Origin of the sequence: Methylobacterium sp. DB0501, assembly GCF_011043735.1 — a bacterium.
In the GTDB taxonomy this organism is placed as follows: domain Bacteria; phylum Pseudomonadota; class Alphaproteobacteria; order Rhizobiales; family Beijerinckiaceae; genus Methylobacterium; species Methylobacterium alsaeris.
Genome location: NZ_JAAKGV010000023.1, coordinates 1 through 21,663, shown reverse-complemented (window position 1 = coordinate 21,663; position 21,663 = coordinate 1). Strand labels below are relative to the sequence as shown.

General features: G+C 69.3%; 16 protein-coding genes, 1 tRNA gene and 1 rRNA gene. 13 read left to right on the top strand and 5 right to left on the bottom strand.

Annotated elements, in window-relative coordinates; translation table 11 throughout:
• Positions 1-111: 111 nt before the first annotated feature.
• Positions 112-1,614 carry an NAD(P)H-hydrate dehydratase gene (locus G4G93_RS27985; RefSeq protein WP_165089370.1) on the bottom strand — a complete coding sequence of 501 codons (1,503 nt, stop codon included), beginning with the start codon at positions 1,612-1,614 and terminating at the stop codon, positions 112-114.
• 203 nt (positions 1,615-1,817) lie between these two features.
• Between G4G93_RS27985 and G4G93_RS27980 the strand changes: the two genes are divergently transcribed.
• Together G4G93_RS27980 and glnA are read left to right on the top strand one after the other, a co-directional pair.
• On the top strand, positions 1,818-2,156 hold the full coding sequence (locus G4G93_RS27980; RefSeq protein WP_060845473.1) for a P-II family nitrogen regulator: 339 nt from the start codon (positions 1,818-1,820) through the stop codon (positions 2,154-2,156).
• A 115-nt stretch (positions 2,157-2,271) separates the two neighbouring features.
• Positions 2,272-3,684 carry a type I glutamate--ammonia ligase gene (glnA, locus tag G4G93_RS27975; protein WP_139039523.1) on the top strand — a complete coding sequence of 471 codons (1,413 nt, stop codon included), beginning with the start codon at positions 2,272-2,274 and terminating at the stop codon, positions 3,682-3,684.
• 293 nt (positions 3,685-3,977) lie between these two features.
• On the opposite strand, the gene G4G93_RS27970 is transcribed toward glnA, so the two are convergent.
• Positions 3,978-5,543: an FAD-binding oxidoreductase gene (locus G4G93_RS27970; protein ID WP_165089367.1), complete on the bottom strand. Its 1,566-nt coding sequence runs from the start codon at positions 5,541-5,543 to the stop codon at positions 3,978-3,980.
• A 507-nt stretch (positions 5,544-6,050) separates the two neighbouring features.
• Between G4G93_RS27970 and rnr the strand changes: the two genes are divergently transcribed.
• The 5 genes from rnr (at position 6,051) to rpmG (ending at position 11,173) form a co-directional block, all read left to right on the top strand.
• Positions 6,051-8,378 carry a ribonuclease R gene (gene rnr, locus G4G93_RS27965; protein WP_165089364.1) on the top strand — a complete coding sequence of 776 codons (2,328 nt, stop codon included), beginning with the start codon at positions 6,051-6,053 and terminating at the stop codon, positions 8,376-8,378.
• Between the two features lie 62 nt (positions 8,379-8,440).
• On the top strand, positions 8,441-8,917 hold the full coding sequence (locus G4G93_RS27960) for a DUF983 domain-containing protein (protein WP_165089558.1): 477 nt from the start codon (positions 8,441-8,443) through the stop codon (positions 8,915-8,917).
• Positions 8,871-9,611 (top strand): NUDIX hydrolase, encoded by a 741-nt coding sequence (locus tag G4G93_RS27955; protein WP_165089362.1) that lies wholly within the window; start codon positions 8,871-8,873, stop codon positions 9,609-9,611. The genes G4G93_RS27960 and G4G93_RS27955 overlap by 47 nt, the downstream gene beginning before the upstream one ends.
• Positions 9,612-9,689: 78 nt before the next feature.
• Entirely contained in the window at positions 9,690-10,859 is a 1,170-nt protein-coding gene (locus tag G4G93_RS27950; protein WP_165089359.1) for an MFS transporter, read from the top strand.
• Between the two features lie 146 nt (positions 10,860-11,005).
• The gene (gene rpmG / locus G4G93_RS27945; RefSeq protein ID WP_048432233.1) at positions 11,006-11,173 is read left to right on the top strand and encodes a 50S ribosomal protein L33; all 168 of its coding nucleotides are present in this window, start codon (positions 11,006-11,008) and stop codon (positions 11,171-11,173) included.
• An 86-nt stretch (positions 11,174-11,259) separates the two neighbouring features.
• Here the strand turns inward: rpmG and G4G93_RS27940 are convergent, their stop codons facing one another.
• Both G4G93_RS27940 and G4G93_RS27935 read right to left on the bottom strand, forming a co-directional pair.
• Entirely contained in the window at positions 11,260-11,739 is a 480-nt protein-coding gene (locus tag G4G93_RS27940; RefSeq protein ID WP_165089357.1) for a hypothetical protein, read from the bottom strand.
• Positions 11,740-11,979: 240 nt separating this feature from the next.
• Positions 11,980-13,434 (bottom strand): multicopper oxidase family protein, encoded by a 1,455-nt coding sequence (locus tag G4G93_RS27935; RefSeq protein ID WP_165089354.1) that lies wholly within the window; start codon positions 13,432-13,434, stop codon positions 11,980-11,982.
• Between the two features lie 185 nt (positions 13,435-13,619).
• Between G4G93_RS27935 and G4G93_RS27930 the strand changes: the two genes are divergently transcribed.
• The 5 genes from G4G93_RS27930 (at position 13,620) to lon (ending at position 20,292) form a co-directional block, all read left to right on the top strand.
• Positions 13,620-13,704, top strand: a tRNA-Leu gene (locus G4G93_RS27930).
• A gap of 143 nt (positions 13,705-13,847) precedes the next feature.
• Positions 13,848-15,269: a trigger factor gene (gene tig, locus G4G93_RS27925; RefSeq protein ID WP_165089555.1), complete on the top strand. Its 1,422-nt coding sequence runs from the start codon at positions 13,848-13,850 to the stop codon at positions 15,267-15,269.
• Positions 15,270-15,380: 111 nt separating this feature from the next.
• Positions 15,381-16,010: an ATP-dependent Clp protease proteolytic subunit gene (locus G4G93_RS27920; RefSeq protein WP_139039508.1), complete on the top strand. Its 630-nt coding sequence runs from the start codon at positions 15,381-15,383 to the stop codon at positions 16,008-16,010.
• Positions 16,011-16,301: 291 nt separating this feature from the next.
• The gene (gene clpX / locus G4G93_RS27915) at positions 16,302-17,573 is read left to right on the top strand and encodes an ATP-dependent Clp protease ATP-binding subunit ClpX (protein ID WP_048445376.1); all 1,272 of its coding nucleotides are present in this window, start codon (positions 16,302-16,304) and stop codon (positions 17,571-17,573) included.
• A gap of 295 nt (positions 17,574-17,868) precedes the next feature.
• Positions 17,869-20,292 carry an endopeptidase La gene (gene lon / locus G4G93_RS27910; protein ID WP_165089352.1) on the top strand — a complete coding sequence of 808 codons (2,424 nt, stop codon included), beginning with the start codon at positions 17,869-17,871 and terminating at the stop codon, positions 20,290-20,292.
• A gap of 108 nt (positions 20,293-20,400) precedes the next feature.
• On the opposite strand, the gene G4G93_RS27905 is transcribed toward lon, so the two are convergent.
• Positions 20,401-20,805 (bottom strand): MucR family transcriptional regulator, encoded by a 405-nt coding sequence (locus G4G93_RS27905; protein ID WP_165089349.1) that lies wholly within the window; start codon positions 20,803-20,805, stop codon positions 20,401-20,403.
• A gap of 643 nt (positions 20,806-21,448) precedes the next feature.
• On the opposite strand from G4G93_RS27905, the gene G4G93_RS27900 reads away from it, so the two are divergent.
• Positions 21,449-21,663 (top strand): 16S ribosomal RNA (locus G4G93_RS27900); the annotation flags it as partial.

The following is a 21,663-nucleotide window of genomic DNA, read 5'->3' as shown; positions in this document are numbered from 1 at the left end:
GGGGGCGACCCCGTCCCGATCGCTCGCCCCTCCGATCCCCTCCCGGTCCTCCCGGGCTCCGCTTTCGCGGCTCCGGGATCGGCGCGCAGAGCCGGCGCCCGCCGCCGCCTGCTATCGCCGTCCCGGACCCTCCAGCACCTCCCGCAGCACCGCCGGCATCAGCTCCGGCAGATCCTCCGAGATCAGCCCCGGCCCGTGCCGGCCCCCGGCCGCGGCGTGGAGCCAGACCGCGGCGGCCGCGGCCTCGAACGGCTCCATCCCCTGCGCGAGCAGCCCGCCGGCGAAGCCGCACAGCACGTCGCCGCTGCCGGCGGTGCCGAGCCAGGGCGTGCCGTTGGGATTGATGGCGGCGCGGCCGTCGGGGGCGGCGATCACCGTGTCGGCGCCCTTCAGCACCACGACCGCGTCCAGGAAGGCGGCGGCGGCCCGGGCCCGCGCCAGCTTCGAGCCCTCCGCCGGCACCGCCGCCACGCCCCGGAACAGGCGGGCGAACTCGCCCTCGTGCGGGGTCGCGACGGCCCGCGCCCCGCCGCCCGCGATCATCTCGGCGAGCTCGTCGGCCTTCCCCGAAAAACTCGTCAGCGCGTCGGCGTCGAGGACGAGGGCGCGGCCGGCCTCCGTGGCGACCCGCACCAGGTCGCGGGTCGGGCCGCCGGTGCCGAGGCCGGGACCGGCGACGATCGCGTTCAGGCGCTCGTCGGTGAGCGTGTCGTCGAGGTCGTCGGCGCCGTCGCAAGGGTGCAGCATGATCGCCGTGAGGTGGGCGGCGTTCTCCGGCAGCGCCGAGGTCGGCGACAGGACCGTGACGAGGCCGGCGCCGATGCGAAGCGCCCCGCGGGCGGCGAGGCGCGCCGCGCCGGTGCGGTGGGCCGGTCCCGACAGCACGACCGCGTGGCCGCGCGTGTATTTGTGGCTGTCCGGCGCGAGCTGCGGGAAGGCGGCGCCCCACAGGTCCGGCCCGTTGACGTGGGCCTGCGCGCCGATGCCCGCCACCTCCGCATCCGGGATGCCGATATCCGCCAGCGTGACCGGCCCGCACAGGCGCCGGCCGGGCAGCAGCAGATGGCCGGGCTTGCGCCGCACGAAGGTCACGGTCTCGGTCGCGGTGACGACGGCGCCGCGCGGCGCCCCGGTATCGCCGTCGAGGCCCGACGGCACGTCGACCGCGAGCACCGGCACCCCGGCCCCGTTGACCCGCGCGACGAGGTCGGCCGCCGCGCCCTCGATCGGGCGGGCGAGGCCGGCCCCGAACAGGGCATCGATCACCAGGGTGACGCCCGCCGGATCGGCGCCGGCCGCCTCCGTCACCGGGCCGGTCCATTCCTCCGCGGCCGCGGCGGCGTCGCCCTTGAGCGCGTCGCGTGCGCCGAGCAAGGCCACCTCGACGGTGAGGCCCGCTCCGGCCAGCAGCCGCGCGGCGACGAAGCCGTCGCCGCCGTTGTTGCCCGGCCCGCACAGGACCAGGACCGGCCCGTCGCCGGCGAGCGCCCGGGCGCGCTCCGCCACCGCGGCGCCGGCGCGGTGCATCAGCGTCAGGCCGGGCGTGCCGGCGCGGATCGCTGCGGCATCGGCCCGCCGCATCTCGTCGGTGGTGAGAAGCTCGGTCCCGGCCATCGCGTCATACTCCGAGAAGCGCCCGGGGGCCGGCGGCTTCGCCGCGGCACCGGGCTTGAGAACGGCGAGTTGCGCAACAAACGCGCAGCAATTGCTTATCGATTAGGCATTCCCGGTCCGCTCGCGGGAAATCCCCCGTGGCGGTCGGCGCGGCGCGATGCTAGGAATGCCGCCGGAACCGTTGCAGACCAGGCCCGCCCGGCATGAAGAAGATCGAAGCGATCATCAAGCCCTTCAAGCTCGACGAGGTGAAGGAGGCCCTGCAGGAGGTCGGCCTCCAGGGCATCACGGTGATCGAGGCCAAGGGCTTCGGCCGCCAGAAGGGCCACACGGAGCTCTATCGGGGCGCCGAGTACGTGGTCGACTTCCTGCCCAAGGTGAAGCTCGAGATCGTGCTGCCCGACACGCTGGTGGACGGCGCCGTCGAGGCGATCCGCAAGTCGGCCCAGACCGGCCGCATCGGCGACGGCAAGATCTTCGTCTCCTCGATCGAGGAAGCGATCCGCATCCGTACCGGCGAGACCGGCCAGGACGCGATCTGACCGAGGCGCGATCCGACGCTCCGCCTTCTCTGCAGCGACGAAAACCGCGGCCTGACCCCCAGGACCGCGGCTTCATGGCGGCTAGGACGCCGTTCTAGGAAGGGATCAAACGAGAATGTCTAAGACCGCGACGGACGTCCTCAAGGAAATCAAGGAAAACGACGTCAAGTACGTCGATTTCCGCTTCACCGATCCGCGGGGCAAGTGGCAGCACGTCACGTTCGACGTGTCCCTGGTCGACGAGGACATCTTCGCCGAGGGCACGATGTTCGACGGCTCGTCGATTGCCGGCTGGAAGGCGATCAACGAATCCGACATGCTGCTGATGCCGGACCCGGCGACCGCGTGCATGGATCCGTTCTTCTCGGCCTCGACGATGTCGATCGTCTGCGACGTGCTCGAGCCCTCGACCGGCGAGCCCTACAGCCGCGACCCGCGCGGCATCGCCAAGAAGGCCGAGGCCTTCGTGAAGGCCAGCGGCATCGGCGACACCATCTTCGTCGGCCCCGAGGCCGAGTTCTTCGTCTTCGACGACGTCCGCTTCTCCGCCGACCCGTACCACACCGGCTTCAAGCTGGACTCCGTCGAGCTGCCGATCAACGGCCAGACCGAGTACGAGGGCGGCAACCTCGGCCACCGCGTCCAGATCAAGGGTGGCTACTTCCCGGTTCCGCCGCAGGATTCGGCCCAGGACATGCGCGGCGAGATGCTGGCCGCCATGCAGTCGATGGGCGTCAAGGTCGAGAAGCACCATCACGAGGTCGCCTCGGCCCAGCACGAGCTGGGCATGAAGTTCGACACGCTGACCCTGATGGCCGACCAGATGCAGATCTACAAGTACTGCATCCACAACGTCGCCCAGAGCTACGGCAAGACCGCGACCTTCATGCCGAAGCCGGTCTACGGCGACAACGGGTCGGGCATGCACGTCCACCAGTCGATCTGGAAGGACGGCAAGCCGGTCTTCGCCGGCAACAAGTACGCCGACCTGTCCCAGGAATGCCTGTGGTACATCGGCGGCGTCATCAAGCACGCCAAGGCGCTCAACGCCTTCACCAACCCATCGACCAACTCCTACAAGCGCCTGGTCCCGGGCTACGAGGCGCCGGTGCTGCTGGCCTACTCGGCCCGCAACCGCTCGGCCTCGTGCCGGATTCCGTGGACGACCTCGCCGAAGGCCAAGCGCGTCGAGGTCCGCTTCCCCGACCCGATGGCGAACCCCTACCTCGCCTTCGCGGCCCTGCTGATGGCCGGCCTCGACGGCATCGTGAACAAGATCGATCCCGGTCCGGCCATGGACAAGGACCTCTACGACCTGCCTCCGGCGGAGCTCAAGGAGATCCCGACCGTGTGCGGCTCGCTCCGTGAGGCGCTCAACAGCCTCGACGCCGACCGCGAGTTCCTCAAGGCCGGCGGCGTGTTCAACGACGACTTCATCGACTCGTTCATCGAGCTGAAGATGACCGAGGTGATGCGGTACGAGATGACCCCGCACCCGATCGAGTTCGTAAACTACTACTCGCTCTGATCCGGCATCGGTTCAGTCAGGACGGGGGTGGGGCCGGAGCGATCCGGCCCCTTCTCTTTTGGCGCTGGGCGCGCGGCGGGCTCCGGCCGTTCCGAAAGCCGCAGGGCCGTCCCGGGGCCGCGCGGCGGAGCCCGGGATCCGGAACCGCCGACGCCGCGAGAAGACGCGGAACGCCCGCCGCCTGGTCCCTCCACCGCCGGGATCGTCCCGGGTTCCCGCCTGCGGCGAGCCCCGGGATGATTCTGAGGGGTATCAGCGTCGGCGTGCGACGCGCCGTGCCGAGAGGCCGCCGCTCACGCCGGCGCCTTGAGGGGAATACTCTGCAGGAAGTTGAACACGTTGTCCGGGTCGTACTGGCGCTTGACGGCACAGAGCCGGTCGACATTGCTGCCGTAATAGGCCTTGAGCCAGTTCGGCAGGTCGCGGCTCGGGAAGTTGACGTAGGATTGCGGCTTCACGAATTTCTGCATCGCCGCGAAGTACTCGGTGAGCCAGGCCTGCTGCCGGGTGACCGTCTCGGGCGTGTCGAGTGGGCTCCACGACGCTTCCATCTCCACGATGAAGTCGCAGTCGCGGTGGACGTAGGCCGTCGCGTCGGCGCGTACGTCCTTCACCTTGCCGCCGGCCGCGAACAGGATGCCCATGTTGTCCTGCCGCAGCGAGCCGCCGGGCCACTTCGCCATGTGCCTGATCATCGTCTCGATCGCGTCGCCGCCGAGTGCGCCGGCGACGTAGCTCGAGCGGATGTCGTAGGGGCCGGCCGGATCGTCGGTGACGAGGTAATCGCGGGCGCTCCAGTAGTTCATGCCGTTGATCTCGGCGACGATCGGCTTCGAGCGCGACAGGGGCCGGTCGAGGAGCGCCCGAAGCTGGTCGGGGGGGCCGAAGAACTGGCCGAGGGTCTGCACCTGCAACTGGTCGCGCTGGGTCGAGCGGGCGGTTTTCGGCGCGAGCTTGCTGCGGGTCGAGATCAGGTGCGGATTCCGGAGCTGGATGTCCTGGAGGTCCAGCATCAGCTCGATCTGGTGCCGGGCCGGCCAGACGATGTTGAAGACCGTCACGTCGTAGACCGGGTGCGCCTCGAAGGTGAACGAGGTGTGCACCGCGAAATTGCCGCCGCCGCCGCCGCGGGCGGCCCAGAACAGCGCCTCGTCGTCGCCGGTCGCCGCAATGCCGCGGTGGAGCCTGCCATCCGCCGTCACGGCATCGGTGGCCCGCAGGGCGTCGCAGGTCAGGCCGTTGCGCGTCGCCGAGAAGCCCCAGCCGCCGCCGAGCGTCAGCCCGCTGATGCCGACCGTCGGGCAGCGTCCGGACGGGACCGCGAGGCCGGTCGCCCGGAAGGCGTCGGCCATGTCCTGGTTGCTGGCGCCCGCCCCGATCGTCACGAGGCCGGTCTTCGGGTCGACCATGATGTCGGCCATCGGCTTCACGTCGATCAGCAGGCCGCGCGTGGTCGAGAAGCCGGCATAGTTGTGCCCGCCGCAGCGCACCGCGAAGGCCTGTCGCTCCTGGCGCGCCCAGTTGATGCAGAGGCGTACCGCCTCGTCGCTGGCGCACATCGCGACCGCCAGCGGCAGCACGTCGGCCCAGCGGCCGTTATTCGGCCAAGCGGCGACCAGGAAATCGTAGTTGCCCGGGAGAATCAGCCGGCTGCCCAGGGCGCGCAGGTCGCGTGCGAGGGCTTCGAGCCCCCGCAGCTGCGGTCCCGGCATCGGTGGTCCGTCCAGGGCCGCCGCGCCGGGGATCCGGCTTCCGAGGGCGGCCCCCGCGATCACGGCGCCCGACTGGAACAGCCGGCGCCGGCTGACGGCGGTAGAGATTTGTTTCCTAGAAGTCTTGATCGTCGAAAATTCGGTCATGATGTGTGCATCGTCCGGGCCGATTCGGCGCGAACCAATCAGTCTGCGTCACTCCTGCTACGTCAACGGCACGTTGATGGAAAATCTGTTCCAGGAATTTGGGGTTGACACCGATCCGGTCGTGAGATCGCGTCCTCTGACGATTCGGCATTCCGGTTCGCCCCTCGGAGGGGACGCAGGAAGCCTGAAAACGGCGCCGTCTCGGTACATTCCGATACCGCTGCGCCTCGGTTCTGGCCGATTGCGCTTCCGGATCCGGGGCTGAATTTCAATCTCCTGCCGGCGGTCGATCCCGGGACGACGTCCGGAAGCTGCGAGACGGGCGTCGTCCGGCCTGGATGGTCTGCGGTTTGCCCGGGCTGTACGACCGGACCTCGTGGCGGCCGGGGAGCCCGCCCTCCTCCCACCGCAACGTTGCCCTGCGGCCGCACTCATCCCATATTTCGGGCTTGCGGCCGCGGCCTGCCCGCCGGGGAGCCGTCGCGTCCCGCCGCCTGGATCGACCTGTTGGCCAAACGAATTCACCCCCAGGGACTCCATCCCAAGGCCCCGAAGCCGGCCTCCGCCGTCCTGCCCAGCCGCGAGGCGGTACTCGCCTTCATCGACGAGTCGCCGGAGAAGGTCGGCAAGCGCGAGATCGCCCAGGCTTTCGGCATCAAGGGCTCGGACAAGATCGAGCTGAAGCGCCTGCTCAAGGACCTCCAGGAAGAGGGCGTGATCGAGAAGGACCGGTCCGGCCTGCGCAAGGCCGGCCGCCTGCCGCCGGTGGTCGTCGCCGACATCGACAGCCGCCGCGACCGCGACGGCGAGCTGGTGGCGCGCCCGGCGCAATGGGATCCGGACGCGGGTCCTGTGCCCGTCATCACCGTGCTGATGCCGCGCGGGCGCCGCACCAACGGCCCGGCCCCCGGCACCGGTGATCGGGCGCTCCTCAAGATCGAGCCCGACGGCGACACGCCCAACCGCTATCTCGGGCGGGTCATCAAGGTCATCGGCCGCAACCGGGCCGAGACGCTCGGCGTCTACCGCGCCCTGCCGACGGGGGGCGGGCGCATCGTGCCCGTCGACAAGAAGGCGCAGGGCCGCGAGATCGCGGTGCCGGCCGGAGGGGAGGGGGAGGCCCTCGACGGCGACCTCGTCACCGTGACCCTCGGGCGCGAGGACCGGTTCGGGCTGACGCAGGGGCGGGTCAAGGAGCGCCTGGGCAGCCTCTCCTCGGAGAAGGCGGTCAGCCTGATCGCGATCCACGCCCACGACATCCCGCACGTCTTCCCGCGCGAGGTGCTGGCGGAGGCCGAAGCCGCCCGCGAGGTCGGGCTGGAGGGCCGCGACGACTGGCGCGAGCTGCCCCTCGTCACCATCGACCCGCCGGACGCCAAGGACCACGACGACGCCGTGATGGCCCTGCCCGATCCCGATCCGGCCAATCCGGGCGGCTTCGTGGTCACGGTGGCGATCGCCGACGTCGCGGCCTATGTCCGGCCCGGCACGCCCCTCGACCGCGAGGCGCTGCTGCGCGGCAACTCGGTCTACTTCCCCGACCGGGTGGTGCCGATGCTGCCGGAGCGGATCTCGAACGATCTCTGCTCCCTCCGCCCCGGCCAGGACCGGCCGGCTCTGGCCGTGCGGATGATCGTGACGGCGGAGGGCCGCAAGCTCCGCCACAGCTTCCATCGCGTCATGATGCGCTCCCGCGCGAAGCTCGCCTATGCCCAGGCGCAAGCCGCCATCGACGGCCGGCCCGACGAGATCACCGGGCCGCTCCTCGACGGCGTGCTGCGCCCGCTCTGGGCCGCCTACGACGCCCTCGCGGCGGCCCGCGACGCCCGCGGACCGCTGGCGCTGGATCTGCCGGAGCGCAAGGTGATCCTCAACCCCGAGGGCGGGGTCGACCGGGTGATCGTGCCGGAGCGCCTGGCCGCGCACCGGCTGATCGAGGAGTTCATGATCCAGGCCAACGTCGCGGCGGCCGAGATCCTGGAATCCGCCGGCCAGCCGCTGATCTACCGCGTCCACGACGAGCCCTCCCTCGAGAAGATGCGGGCGCTCGGCGAGGTGATGGCCTCGATCGGCCTCAAGCTGCCGAAGGAGGCGAACCTCCGGCCCGCCCTGTTCAACCGCATCCTCGGCATGGTGGAGGGCAGCGAGCACCAGCTGTTCCTCAACGAAGTGGTGCTCCGCTCGCAGGCCCAGGCCGTCTACGCCGCCGAGAATGCGGGCCATTTCGGTCTGTCGCTGCGCCGCTACGCCCACTTCACCTCGCCGATCCGGCGCTACGCCGACCTGATCGTGCACCGCGCCCTGATCCGGGCCCTGCGGCTCGGCTCCGACGGGCTGCCGGCGGGCATGGAGACCGGCGACCTCGCCGAGATCGGCCAGCAGATCTCGGCCGCCGAGCGCCGGGCCATGGCGGCGGAGCGCGAGACCATCGACCGCCTGATCGCCCACCACCTCGCCGACCGGGTCGGCGCCACCTTCTCGGGCCAGGTCTCGGGCGTGACTCGCTCGGGGCTCTTCATCAAGCTCGACGAGACCGGGGCGGACGGCTTCATCCCCATCTCGACGCTCGGCGCCGATTACTTCCGTCACGAGGAGGGCCGCCACGCCCTCGTCGGCGAGCGCACCCGCGAGACCTTCCGCCTCGGCGACAAGGTCGAGGTGCGGCTGATGGAGGCCGCGCCGGTGGCCGGCGCCCTGCGGTTCGAGATCGCCGGCGGCGGGCGCTCCGCCTCGCCGGGGCCCGCCCGGGGTGGGCCGCACAAAGGACCGCGCAAAGGCCGCCCGGCCCCGCCGAGCCGCGACAGCCTGACCAAGCGCCGCGGGAGGCGGGCATGATCGAGATTCACGCCGGACCGGCCGAGACGCTGCCCGACAAGAGGCCGCCCGAACCACCCGTCATGCGGGCGGGTACCGATCCGCACTGGATGCTGGCGATGGCGCGCGGCTTCCGCAACCGCTGCCCGCATTGCGGCGAAGGCCGGGTGTTCGGCCGGTTCCTCAAGGTGCGGGCGTCCTGTGAGGCCTGCGGGCTGGAGCTGCACCACCACCGCGCCGACGACCTGCCGCCCTATCTGGTGATCTTCGTCGTCGGCCATCTCGTGGGCCTGGGCGTCCTCGAGACCGAGATGCGCCTCGACGTGCCGTTCTGGTTCCAGATGACGTTCTGGCCGGCGCTCGCCCTCGTCGCCTCGCTGCTCCTGCTCCAGCCGACCAAGGGGGCGGTGGTCGGCCTGCAATACGCGCTTGGCATGCATGGCTTTTCCGCGATACGCCGCGCCGGGGCCCGGGCCGCGAACGGCGTGGGCCTGCACGAGACGGAGATGCGGGATGGCGGCAGGACCGACGGACGGAACGACGGCTCCGGCCGCCCCTGAACGGAAGGCGAGGCCGCTGCGGATCCGCAACGCCGCGACGCTGATCATCCTCGACCGCACCGGCGACGCGCCGAAGGTGCTGATGGGCCGGCGCCACGCCGGCCACAAGTTCATGCCGGGCTTGTTCGTCTTCCCCGGCGGCCGGATCGAGCTGGGCGACCGCTCGATGCCCGTGGCCGGCACCCTCAACGACCGGGCGGAAGCGGCTCTGGCCGAGCGGGTCCACCCGCCGCTGTTCCATCTCGGCCGGGTGCTGGCCCTCGCGGCGATCCGCGAGACCTACGAGGAGACCGGGCTGATGATCGGTACGACCGATTACGGCCCGCCCGAGACGGCGCCGCCCGGCGCCTGGTCGGCCTTTCGCGAGGCCGGGGTGATGCCGGACCTCGAACTCCTGGAATTCGTCGCCCGGGCGATCACCCCGCCCTCGCGTCCGAAGCGCTTCGATACCCGCTTCTTCGCCGTCGACCGCGAGGCGGTGGTGGCCGAGACGCCCGGCATCGTCGGCCCCGATTCGGAGCTGACCGAGCTCGCCTGGGTCAACCTCGCGGAGGCCCGCAAGCTGGAGCTGCCGCGCATCACCGCCATCGTGCTCGACGAGCTGGAGGCCCGGCTCGCGGCCGGGTTCAGCCCGATGCTGCCGGTGCCGTTCTTCCGGGACGTGGACGGCGAGCATACGAGGGAAGAGCTGTAGGGCCGAAATAGGCCGTCCCGGGGTGGCCTTCTCCGACCGGCCGGCCCATATGGGCCCCCCCGACGGCCAGCCCCCATCATGACCACCCTCACCACCGAGCCGGAGTTCGGGCCCGCGCGCCTCGCCGCCATCGCCGCCGCCATCACCTGCGTGGCGGTGGTCGGGATCGGGCTCAGCCTGTCGATTCCGCTCCTCTCCCTTGAGATGGAGCGGATGGGCCTGTCCAACACCTGGATCGGGGTCAACACGGCGATCGCCGGGGTGGCGAGCATCGTCGTGCTGCCCTTCGTGCCGCGGGTGGCGGCACGCCTGGGGGTCATGCCGCTGCTTCTCGGCGCCATCGCGGTCGGGGCGCTGGCGCTCCTCGGGTTCCGGGCGATCCACGACTTCGCCTGGTGGTTCCCGCTGCGCTTCGTGTTCTCGGCCGCCCTCGGGGTGCTGTTCGTCCTCTCCGAGTTCTGGATCAACCAGGCGGCGCCCCCGGCCCGGCGCGGGCTGGTGATGGGGGTCTACGCCACGGTGCTGGCCCTCGGCTTCGCCATCGGCCCGGGGCTCCTGCGCCTGCTCGGCACCACGGGCTGGCCGCCCTACCTCGCGGGGGCCGCCCTGTTCTGCGCCGGGGCCCTGCCCCTCGTCATGGCCCGCGGGCTGTCGCCGGAGATCCCGCACAAGGGCGGGCGCGGCTTCCTCGGCTACCTGAGGGTCGCGCCCTCGGCGACGCTCGCGGCCCTGGTCTACGGCGCGGTCGAGACCGGGGGCTTCGCGATCCTGCCGATCTACGGCCTGCGCCTCGGCCTCACGGCGGAGCAGGCGGCGGGCCTCGTCAGCCTGGCGGCGCTCGGCAACGTGCTGTTCCAGATCCCGGTCGGTTTCCTCGCCGACAAGGTCGACAAGCGCCGGGTGCTGCTCGCCGCCGCCTTCCTGGGCGCGATCGGCGCGGCCGCCCTGCCGCTCGGGGCGGAGGATGGGCGGCTGCTCGCCCTCATCCTGTTCCTGTGGGGCGGCATCGCCGGCACGCTCTACACGGTGGGCCTCGCCCATCTCGGCGCCCGGTTCGACGGGGCGGCGCTCGCCGGCGCCAATGCCGCCTTCCTGGTGCTCTACAACATCGGCCTGGTGCTGGGACCGCCGCTCGTCGGCGGCGGCATGGACCTGGCCTCGCCGCACGGCTTCGCCTGGTCGCTGACGCTCCTGTTCGTGGCCTACCTGGCGGTGGTGGGCGGGCGGATGATCCGGGCCGCGCCGTGACGCCGGCCGCGCGGCCGACGGTCGCCCGGGCTTGACGCCCGGAGGGTGATGGGGCAGGAAGGCGCCGCGTTCTGGCCGGGCCTGCCCGGCCGTTTTGCGTTTCGGTCTTCCGGGCGCAACACCCCATAGCCAACAGAGGTCGCGCCATGGCCAAGGCCGTCACCGTCAAGATCAAGCTGCTCTCGACCGCCGATACCGGCTTCTTCTACGTTACCAAGAAGAACTCCCGTACCAAGACCGACAAGCTGTCGTTCCGCAAGTACGACCCCGTCGCGCGCAAGCACGTCGAGTTCAAGGAGACCAAGATCAAGTAATCCTTGATCTTGTTGAGTGCCGCCGCCTCGCGCGGCATGAAAAAGGCCGCCCGCGAGGGCGGCCTTTTTCCGTTGAGGGCGTTACGTCAGCCGAACAGGTACATCGCGCCCGGCAGGGCGACGAAGCCGGCGGCGCAGCCATAGGCGAGCCACAGGCCCGGCCGGCGGGCGGCGAGGCGGCGCAGGCGCTTGGCGGTCGGCCCGGCCTTGACGGTGCGCCCGTTCACGCAGGAGCACAGCAGGTGGTGGGCCTCGCCGGTGCTCATGTCGAAGAACGCGCGGGCCTCCCCGAACGTGTCGCCGGTCAGCCCGCTCGCCCGCAGCACCGGATCGGCATAGGCGAAGGAGAGCGGCGAGTTGTCGGTCCGGATCCCCGCCCGCAACTTGCGGGGCACGAACTCGATCTCCTCAAGGGTCATGAAGGTGCGGCCGGGATCGCGTTCGAGGATCTCGGCGAAGCGCTCGAGCCGGGCCCGGCGGCCTTCCAGGAGAGGCGGAATGGCTCCGGCGTCGGCAATGTCGACATGGGCAATGTCGCGGAGGTGGCGAAGCGGCTGATGTTCCATGCTGGGCATCCTCGTCGATGCGCTGCAGACCGTTGCACGCTGCTGCTGCGCCAGCATGCGACAAGCACCCCGCCGATGCATTCGCCCAGGTTAACACGTTTTCTTGAGCGCTAGACCGGCGTATCAGAAACAAATCCCGTAAAACCGCGAGCATCAAGGGCTTAATGCTCGCGTCTAAGCTTGGCGGATCGGCGTCGGCGGCTGTCCTGCGACTGCCGGACGCAGATCCCGGGTCGTCCGTCAGCTCACCTCGAACCAGCCCCACAGGCCGGTATCGAACCGCTCGAGCGCGGTGGCGCTGACGAGCCAGCGGCCCGGATTGTCGGCCAGGAAGGCGATGCGGGCGGTGCGGCCTTCGAGCAGCTGGAACGTGTCGAGCCAGTAGGGCTCCCAGCCGTCGTCGAGGGGGTGCAGCAGCCGGAAGACGTGGCCGTGCAGGTGCAGCGATTGCGGGAAGGCGGTGGTGTTGGTGAGCGCCAGCACCACCGCGGTGTTGCGCTTGACCGTGAACAGCGGCGGAGTCTCCGCCCGGCCGGCGGCGCCGTTGAGCGTCCAGATCCGGGTCGGGTCGCCGGTGAAGGTCGGGGCGGCCTCGGGTTTCGCCTTGTCGAGCACCGCACCGCCCGCGATGGCGATGTCGCGCCGGAAGGCGTTCTGGAGCTTGATCTCCGGCGGCAGCAGCTTGTTCTCACCGATCGGCGCCACCGGCGGCCGGGCCGCGACGGGCTCGCCCTTCTGGACGATGCGGGCGAGCGGCATCCCCTGGCCGATCAGCGCGACCACGGCGCCGGCCGGCTCGGCGGCGGCCGGCACGTCGAGCAGGATGTCGTAGCGGGTGCCGGGCGGGAAGGGGAGGGTGGCCCGCAGGGGCTCGAACGTGTCCGTCGGCTGGCCGTCCACAGCCGCCACCCAGGCCTTGAGCCCGTCGAAGCGGATCCGGGTCGCCCGCGCGTTGCAGGCGTTGGCGAGCCGCAGGCGCAGGCGCGTGCCCGGCGCCGCCTCGATCGTCTCGGGCGCCGGCTTGCCGTTGACCGTCAGCGCGTTGCCGAGCCGGCCCGAGCTCGCCGCGAAGGCGACCTGACCGAACGGCGCCAGGGTCCCGTCCTGCTCCAGGCGCCAATCCTGGAGGAGCAGCGGCACGTCGCGGTCGACGACCGGGGGCGTCCTCTCCTCGACGACCAGCATGCCGGCGAGCCCGCGGCCGGACGGCTCGCTCGCCCCGCCGACGACCAGGGGACGGATCAGCGAGGTGCCGGCATCCGGCGGGGTGAACTCGTAGACGAAGCTCTCGCCCGGGGCGACCGGCGGCTGCGTCACCCCGCCGACCCCGTCCATGGCGTTGCGGTTGCGCACCCCGTGCCAGTGCAGCGACAGCGGCCGCTCGGTCCTGTTCTCGAGCGTGAGCCTGACCGCCTCGCCGAGCTTCACCCGCAGCACCGGCGGCGCGGCGGTTCCGTCGAAAGCCCAGACCGGGGTCTCGGGCGCCGGCTCCGGCTTGATCCGCGCCCGCGCCGGCGCCGCCGTCAGGGATTTGGCCGGGGATTTGGCCGAGGATCTGGCATCGGGGGATTTGGGCTCCACGGCCCCCGGCCCCGGCTGGGGGCCGCCGCCCTGCGCCCGGAGGAGGGAGGGGGCGAGGGACATCGCGGCGCCGGCGAGCAGCGCGCGGCGCGAGGGCGGCAAGGACGACGGCATGGCACCTCGCTTCAGAGCGGAGTTGTCGGAGGCCGGGCGCCGGTCGGGCTTGCCCGGCGTCGGAGGCCGCCTTGTAGCCGGGGCCGGAGCCGGGGGCGAGGCGGCCCCCAAAATTCTTGCTGCGTGACCGATCCACCATGCTATAGAGCCGCGCCCGGGTGCGTCAGGCCTCGGGCGCGAGCGTCGCGGGCGTGGCGGAATTGGTAGACGCGCTGGATTTAGGTTCCAGTGACGAGAGTCGTGGGGGTTCGAGCCCCTCCGCCCGCACCACCTCCGCCAGGCGACACGACGGATTGGGTTCAAGCAGCAGTGCCGGCCCCTTGTCCTGACGGTCCCGTCGCACGGCGTCGTTCACAGCGCCGTCCGGGCCCGCAGCCAGGCCGGATTCGAAGGTGCAAGGCGGAATGACGACGATGCAGGTGACCGAGACCAAGTCCGAGGGGCTGAAGCGCGAATACCAGGTGGTCCTGCCCGCTTCCGAGCTGGAAACCCGGCTCGCGACCGAGCTCGACGGGATCAAGGGCAAGGTGCAGCTCAAGGGCTTCCGCCCGGGCAAGGTGCCGGTGGCCCACCTGCGCAAGGTCTACGGCCGCTCCGTGATGGCCGACGTCGTCCAGAACGCCGTCAACGAGGCCAACCAGAAGATCGTCGAGGACAACAAGCTCAAGCTCGCCCTCGAGCCTCAGGTCCAGATGCCCGAGGACAAGGACGAGATCGAGAAGGCGCTCGACGCCAAGGCCGACCTCGCCTTCAAGATCGCCCTCGAGGTGATGCCGACCTTCGACCTCGTCGACCTGTCGGACGTGAGCCTGACCAAGCAGGTTGTCACTCCCTCCGACGAGGAGATCAACGAGACGATCGAGCGGATGGCCTCGGCCAACCGCCCGTTCGAGGACCGGCCCGAGGGCCAGTACGCCGAATCGGGCGACCGGCTCACCATCAACTTCACCGGCCGCATCGACGGTACCCCGTTCGAGGGCGGCACCGGCGAGGACATCAACCTCGATCTCGGCTCGAACACCTTCATCCCGGGCTTCGAGGATCAGCTGCTCGGTGCCAGGGTCGGCGACGAGCGCCTGGTCAAGGTGACGTTCCCGGAGACCTACGGCGCCGAGCACCTCGCCGGCAAGGAGGCCGAGTTCGACGTCACCGTGAAGGCCATCAAGGTCCCGGGTGAGCTCAAGATCGACGACGAGCTCGCCAAGACCTTCGGCATGGACTCGCTCGACGCCCTCAAGGACGCCGTGCGCACCACCATGGGCCGCGAGTACGAGGCGGCCTCGCGCCAGAAGCTGAAGAAGGGGCTCCTCGACGCCCTCGACAGCCGCTACTCCTTCGAGCTGCCCCCGAGCCTCGTCCTCCAGGAATTCGCCGCCGTGTGGGCGCAGGTCGAGCAGGACCTGAAGAACCGCGGCAAGACCTTCGAGGACGAGGACACCACGGAGGAGAAGGCCCGCGAGGAGTACCGCCGGATCGCCGAGCGCCGCGTGCGCCTCGGCCTGGTGCTTGCGCAGGCCGGCGAGAGCGCCGATATCAAGGTCTCGGACGACGAGGTGAATCAGGCCCTGATCGCCCGCGTCCGGCAGTTCCCGGGCCAGGAGCAGCAGGTCTGGGATTTCTACCGCAAGACCCCGCAGGCGCTGGCCGAGCTGCGCGCCCCGCTGTTCGAGGAGAAGGTGGTTGACCACGTCCTCGGTCAGGTCAAACTGGTCGAGGAGCCCGTCTCCAAGGAGGCGCTGTTCGCCGACGAGGACGACGCCGAGGAGTCCAAGGCCGACAAGGCCAAGGACGACGCGGCCGAGGCCGCTCCCGCGGGTGAGTCCAACCCGGCCTGATCCTCGTCCGGCCCCGAACGGGTGGCGGGGACGGGGCCTGCGAGGTCGTACGTTTCCGCCGCTACCCCGGCCGCCCCGAGGCGGCCGGGTTCCGTTCAGAGGGCCAGTGAGATGAGAGATCCGGTCGAGTATTACAACAGCGCGCTCGTGCCCATGGTGGTCGAGCAGTCGAGCCGCGGCGAGCGCGCCTTCGACATCTACTCGCGCCTCCTGCGCGAGCGCATCATCTTCCTGACCGGCCCGGTCGAGGACTACTCCGCGTCGCTGATCGTGGCGCAGCTGCTGTTCCTCGAGGCGGAGAACCCGAAGAAGGAAATCTCCTTCTACATCAACTCGCCGGGCGGCGTGGTCACCTCCGGCCTGTCGATCTACGACACGATGCAGTTCATCCGTTGCCCGGTCGCCACGCTCTGCGTCGGCCAGGCCGCCTCGATGGGTTCGCTCCTGCTCGCCGCCGGCGAGGCCGGCCACCGCTTTGCCCTGCCCAACGCCCGGATCATGGTGCACCAGCCCTCCGGCGGCTTCCAGGGCCAGGCCACCGACATCCTGATCCATGCCCGCGAGATCGAGGCCCTGAAGCGGCGCCTCAACGAGATCTACGTGAAGCATACCGGTCGCGAGTACGAGGCGATCGAGCAGGGCCTGGAGCGCGACAACTTCATGACCGCCGATGCGGCCAAGGAGTGGGGCCTGATCGACGAGGTGCTCCAGAAGCGCGCCGAGGCTCCGGCCCAGGCCTGACGAATTGCGGCGGCAGGCCGCCCCGTCCCGGGGATCCCCCTCGGAACCGGGCGGCCTGCCCCAAAAGGACAGGGGCCGCTCTCGAAGTCAGGCCCGGCGATGCGGCCATTTGGCGAGAGTCTGTCGCATCGGTGGGATTGATCCCGCGGTGGCTGCGTGTTTGCATCGCGATTCTGCACCGGGCGCCCGGCGGCGCGGGGGCGGTGACTGTTTCTTTAGCCGGGCGCCACTATCTAAAAGCGATGCGGTCGCGTCCCCGGGGCGGGACCGGTCGGGGACTTGGAGACCCATATGAGCAAGGCTGGCGGCAACGACTCGAAGAGCACGCTGTACTGCTCGTTCTGCGGCAAGAGCCAGCACGAGGTTCGCAAGCTGATCGCGGGCCCGACCGTCTTCATCTGCGATGAGTGCGTCGAGCTGTGCATGGACATCATTCGCGAGGAATCGAAGTCCTCGTTGGTGAAGTCGCGGGACGGCGTACCGACCCCGAAGGAAATTCGGCGGGTCCTCGATGATTACGTCATCGGGCAGGACTTTGCCAAGAAGGTCCTGTCGGTGGCCGTGCACAACCATTACAAGCGCCTGGCGCACGCGACCAAGCATAACGACGTCGAGCTGGCGAAGTCCAACATCCTGCTGATCGGCCCGACCGGGTCGGGCAAGACCCTGTTGGCCCAGACCCTGGCCCGCATCCTCGACGTGCCGTTCACGATGGCCGATGCGACGACGCTGACCGAGGCCGGCTACGTCGGCGAGGACGTCGAGAACATCATCCTCAAGCTGCTCCAGGCCTCCGACTACAACGTCGAGCGGGCGCAGCGCGGCATCGTCTACATCGACGAGATCGATAAGATCTCTCGCAAGTCCGACAACCCGTCGATCACCCGCGACGTGTCGGGCGAGGGTGTGCAGCAGGCCCTCCTGAAGATCATGGAGGGTACGGTCGCCAGCGTGCCGCCGCAGGGCGGTCGCAAGCACCCGCAGCAGGAGTTCCTCCAGGTCGATACGACCAACATCCTGTTCATCTGCGGCGGCGCCTTCGCGGGGCTGGAGCGAATCATCTCGGCCCGCGGCAAGGGCACCTCGATCGGCTTCGGCGCCACCGTCCAGGCGCCGGACGACCGCCGCACCGGCGAGATCTTCCGCAACGTCGAGCCCGAGGACCTGCTGAAGTTCGGCCTCATCCCCGAATTCGTCGGCCGTCTCCCGGTTCTGGCGACGCTCGAGGACCTCGACGAGACCGCGCTGAAGCGGATCCTGCAGGAGCCGAAGAACGCGCTCGTCAAGCAGTACCAGCGCCTGTTCGAGATGGAGAACGTCGACCTGACGTTCCAGGAGGAGGCCTTGAGCCTCGTCGCCCGCAAGGCGATCGAGCGCAAGACCGGCGCCCGCGGCCTGCGCTCGATCCTGGAGAGCATCCTGCTCGAGACGATGTACGACCTGCCCGGCCTCGATTCGGTCGAGCAGGTGGTGATCGGGCCGGAGGTCGTCGACGGCAAGTCGCGGCCCCTCTACATCCATGGCGACCGTGGCAAGGACGCGCCGGCGAGCGCCAGCGCCTGACGACGTGACCAGGGAGGCCGCCGTGACGAACGGCGGCCTCTCTTGCGAGAGCTGCCCGGATCGCGGCTTCCGGGAGCCCCTCCGCCTCAAGTGGCACGGTGCTTGAAAGCGGCATTCCGAGGGGCCACCTGAAAGTCGACGCGACGGCCGCATGCTCACCGAAACGAGGTGCGGTGCCGCGAACCGGCCGCTCTCCTCGTTTCCGACCCCCGCGGCCCGGTCGGCCCCCACCGTTCCTCCTGCTTGTCCCCGTGAGGGGAGGGACCTGGGCGTCACCACACAAGGAAGTCAGTCAATGACCCAGCCGAAATCGCGCCAGCCCGTCGTCCCCGGCTCGACCGGGACCTATGCGGTCCTGCCGCTGCGCGACATCGTGGTCTTCCCGCACATGATCGTGCCGCTCTTCGTCGGCCGCGAGAAGTCGATCCGCGCGCTGGAGGAGGCGGTCCGCACCGATCGGCACATCCTGCTCGCGACCCAGGTCAACGCCACCGACGACGACCCGGCCACCGACGCGATCTACACCATCGGCACGCTCGCCAGCGTCCTCCAGCTGCTCAAGCTCCCCGACGGCACCGTGAAGGTGTTGGTGGAAGGTGGCGGCCGCGCCAAGATCCAGGATTTCGTCCGCTCGGACGAGTACTACGCCGCCGATGCTGAGGTGCTGCCGAACGATCTCGGCGACAAGATCGAGGCCGAGGCGCTCGCCCGCTCGGTGATCTCGGAGTTCGAGAACTACGTCAAGCTCAACAAGAAGATCTCGCCCGAGGTAGTCTCGGCGGTGATCCAGATCGACGAGCCCTCGAAGCTTGCCGACACCGTCGCCTCGCACCTCGCCGTCAAGATCTCCGACAAGCAGGCGATCCTCGAGATCCCGACCGTCGCCCAGCGGCTGGAGCGTGTGCTCTCGCTGATGGAGAGCGAGATCTCGGTGCTTCAGGTCGAGAAGCGCATCCGCACCCGCGTCAAGCGGCAGATGGAGAAGACGCAGCGCGAGTACTACCTGAATGAGCAGATGAAGGCCATTCAGAAGGAACTCGGCGACGAGGACGGCCGCGACGAGCTGGCCGAGCTCGAGGACAAGATCGAGAAGACCAAGCTGTCCAAGGAGGCGCGGGACAAGGCGCTGGCCGAGCTGAAGAAGCTGCGCCAGATGTCACCGATGTCGGCCGAGGCGACGGTCGTGCGCAACTACCTCGACTGGATGCTCGGCATCCCGTGGGGCAAGCGCTCGAAGATCAAGAAGGACCTGCCCGGCGCGCAGGCGATGCTCGATTCCGATCATTTCGGCCTCGACAAGGTCAAGGAACGGATCGTCGAGTATCTGGCGGTGCAGCAGCGCGCCAACAAGCTGACCGGCCCGATCCTGTGCCTCGTCGGCCCTCCCGGCGTCGGCAAGACCTCGCTCGGCAAGTCGATCGCCAAGGCGACGGGCCGCGAATTCGTCCGCATGTCGCTCGGCGGCGTGCGCGACGAAGCTGAGATCCGCGGCCACCGGCGGACCTATATCGGCTCGATGCCCGGCAAGATCGTGCAGTCGATGCGCAAGGCCAAGACCTCGAACCCGCTCATCCTGCTCGACGAGATCGACAAGATGGGCATGGATTTCCGCGGCGACCCGTCCGCGGCGCTCCTCGAGGTGCTGGATCCCGAGCAGAATGCGACCTTCAACGACCATTACCTCGAGGTCGATTACGACCTGTCGCACGTGATGTTCGTGACCACGGCCAACACCCTCAACATCCCTCCGGCCCTCCTGGACCGGATGGAGGTGATCCGCATCGCCGGCTACACCGAGGAGGAAAAGGTCGAGATCGCGCGCAAGCACCTGATGCCGGGCGCGTTGAGGAAGCACGGCCTTGATACCAAAGAGTGGTCGATCACCGATGACGGCCTGATGCTCCTGATCCGCCGCTATACCCGCGAGGCTGGCGTGCGGAATCTGGAGCGCGAGATCTCGAACCTGATCCGCAAGGCGGTGAAGGAGATCCTGATGTCGGGGGTGAAGAGCGTGACGGTCTCGGCCGACAATCTCGACACCTTCCTCGGCCCGGCGAAGTTCCGCTACGGCGAGGTCGAAACCGACGATCAGGTCGGCGTCGTCACCGGCCTGGCCTGGACCGAGGTCGGCGGCGAGTTGCTCACGATCGAAGGCGTCATGATGCCCGGTAAGGGCAAGATGACGGTGACGGGCAACCTGCGCGACGTGATGAAGGAATCGATCTCGGCGGCGGCATCCTATGTCCGTTCGCGGGCCGTCGATTTCGGCGTCGAGCCGCCGCTGTTCGAGCGCCGGGACATCCACGTCCACGTGCCGGAGGGGGCGACCCCGAAGGACGGGCCGTCGGCCGGCATCGCCATGGCGACGGCGATCGTCTCGGTCATCACCGGCATCCCGGTGCGCCGCGACATCGCCATGACCGGCGAGGTCACCTTGCGCGGGCGGGTGCTGCCGATCGGCGGTCTCAAGGAGAAGCTGCTGGCCGCCCTGCGCGGCGGTATCAAGATCGTGCTGATCCCGGAGGAGAATGCCAAGGACCTCGTGGAGATTCCCGACAGCGTGAAGAACGGCCTCGAGATCTTCCCCGTCTCGCGCATGGACCAGGTCCTCGAGCGGGCGCTGATCCGCATGCCGGTGGCGATCGACTGGGACGAGCCGTTGCCGAAGGCGACTCCGGCGCGTTCCGAGGACGACGCTTCGGGTGTCGTGGCGCACTAAGCGGCACCGTGCTGAACCAGTGATGTGAGAAGGCCCCCGGACCGGAAGGTCCGGGGGCCTTTTTCGCTTCGGAGGGGCGGCCGCACGCCGAGCGGTCGCCCGCCGTGATCAGGCGCTGCGGCGGCGGCCCAGGCCGCTGTTCTTCGCGAGCTCGGAACGCTGGGCTGCGTAGTTCGACGCGACCATCGGGTAGTCGTGTGGCAGGCCCCACTTGCGGCGATACTCCTCGGGGGTGAGCCCGCGGGTCGACAGGTGGCGCTTCAGCGATTTGTACTGCTTCCCGTCCTCGAGACTGATCAGGTAGTCCGGGGTCACCGTCTTCTTGATCGGCATCAGCGGCATCGGTTTCTCGGCTTCGACCGGCTCCGCGCCGCCGAGCCGGCTCAGCGATTGGTGCACCGCATTGATCAGCGTCGGCAGCTCGGCGAGCGGCACGGAGTTGTTGGACACGTAGGCCGACACGATGTCGGCCGCGCGTTCAATCAGGTTGGTTTCTTGATCTTGGTCCAGCATTCAATCGGCTCCGATGGCAGAGTGGCTGCCCCATGCGGCTTCGAACGACGCGGGTCAATATTTCTTTTTGAGAATGCGACAGAATTACGCTCAGGAAACAAAATTGTGCACGACTGGTGTCGTGGTTCTGCGAGTGCCGAGGGTGCACGTCTGCCCATGCGTCTATGTAATACATGGAATGCGTGTTCGTTCGATCCAGCCGCTGCGGAGGTCGGCACATGCAGCGCGCTGCGATCCGCCAAGCGCGCGAGGGGAGGGGAGGGACAGAGCCCTGTCGCGAGAGTTTCACAAACGAGTTGACGGGCCGGGAAACGGGGCCTATACGACCACCCATCGGCGCCGGCCGCGACAGCGGACCGGGCGCTGAGCCATCTTCGAGACAGTCCGGGCCGGCGAGCCTGACCTTGGTCAGGCGCTGGTCCCGTCGTCGCCGATGATACCCCGGTTTTCAGCCGGGTCGCTCTTTGACAAGTTCATACGAGAAAGAGAAGCGTGGACGGCGTCGTCCCTGCGGATCCTGCCTCCGGGTGGGATCGTGAGTAGGATGATGCTGGTCTTAACGTTTCGGTGCTCACACGATTGGTGGAAACGCCGATCGGTCGTGAGCCTCCGTTTATGTTGTGATCAGCTTTGATCAGCTCTTCAACTTGAGAGTTTGATCCTGGCTCAGAGCGAACGCTGGCGGCAGGCTTAACACATGCAAGTCGAGCGGGCATCCTTGTGGTGTCAGCGGCAGACGGGTGAGTAACGCGTGGGAACGTGCCCTTCGGTTCGGAATAACTCAGGGAAACTTGAGCTAATACCGGATACGTGCGAGAGCAGAAAGGTTTATCTGCCGAAGGATCGGCCCGCGTCTGA

Excerpts from the sequence above, each read along its gene's own strand:
- G4G93_RS27985 (WP_165089370.1), bottom strand. The coding sequence starts at position 1,614 with ATGGCCGGGACCGAGCTTCTCACCACCGACGAGATGCGGCGGGCCGAT.
- G4G93_RS27980 (WP_060845473.1), top strand. The coding sequence starts at position 1,818 with ATGAAGAAGATCGAAGCGATCATCAAGCCCTTCAAGCTCGACGAGGTG.
- glnA (WP_139039523.1), top strand. The coding sequence starts at position 2,272 with ATGTCTAAGACCGCGACGGACGTCCTCAAGGAAATCAAGGAAAACGAC.
- G4G93_RS27970 (WP_165089367.1), bottom strand. The coding sequence starts at position 5,543 with ATGACCGAATTTTCGACGATCAAGACTTCTAGGAAACAAATCTCTACC.
- G4G93_RS27960 (WP_165089558.1), top strand. The coding sequence starts at position 8,441 with ATGCGGGCGGGTACCGATCCGCACTGGATGCTGGCGATGGCGCGCGGC.
- G4G93_RS27955 (WP_165089362.1), top strand. The coding sequence starts at position 8,871 with ATGGCGGCAGGACCGACGGACGGAACGACGGCTCCGGCCGCCCCTGAA.
- G4G93_RS27950 (WP_165089359.1), top strand. The coding sequence starts at position 9,690 with ATGACCACCCTCACCACCGAGCCGGAGTTCGGGCCCGCGCGCCTCGCC.
- rpmG (WP_048432233.1), top strand. The coding sequence starts at position 11,006 with ATGGCCAAGGCCGTCACCGTCAAGATCAAGCTGCTCTCGACCGCCGAT.
- G4G93_RS27940 (WP_165089357.1), bottom strand. The coding sequence starts at position 11,739 with ATGGAACATCAGCCGCTTCGCCACCTCCGCGACATTGCCCATGTCGAC.
- G4G93_RS27935 (WP_165089354.1), bottom strand. The coding sequence starts at position 13,434 with ATGCCGTCGTCCTTGCCGCCCTCGCGCCGCGCGCTGCTCGCCGGCGCC.
- tig (WP_165089555.1), top strand. The coding sequence starts at position 13,848 with ATGCAGGTGACCGAGACCAAGTCCGAGGGGCTGAAGCGCGAATACCAG.
- G4G93_RS27920 (WP_139039508.1), top strand. The coding sequence starts at position 15,381 with ATGAGAGATCCGGTCGAGTATTACAACAGCGCGCTCGTGCCCATGGTG.
- clpX (WP_048445376.1), top strand. The coding sequence starts at position 16,302 with ATGAGCAAGGCTGGCGGCAACGACTCGAAGAGCACGCTGTACTGCTCG.
- lon (WP_165089352.1), top strand. The coding sequence starts at position 17,869 with ATGACCCAGCCGAAATCGCGCCAGCCCGTCGTCCCCGGCTCGACCGGG.
- G4G93_RS27905 (WP_165089349.1), bottom strand. The coding sequence starts at position 20,805 with ATGCTGGACCAAGATCAAGAAACCAACCTGATTGAACGCGCGGCCGAC.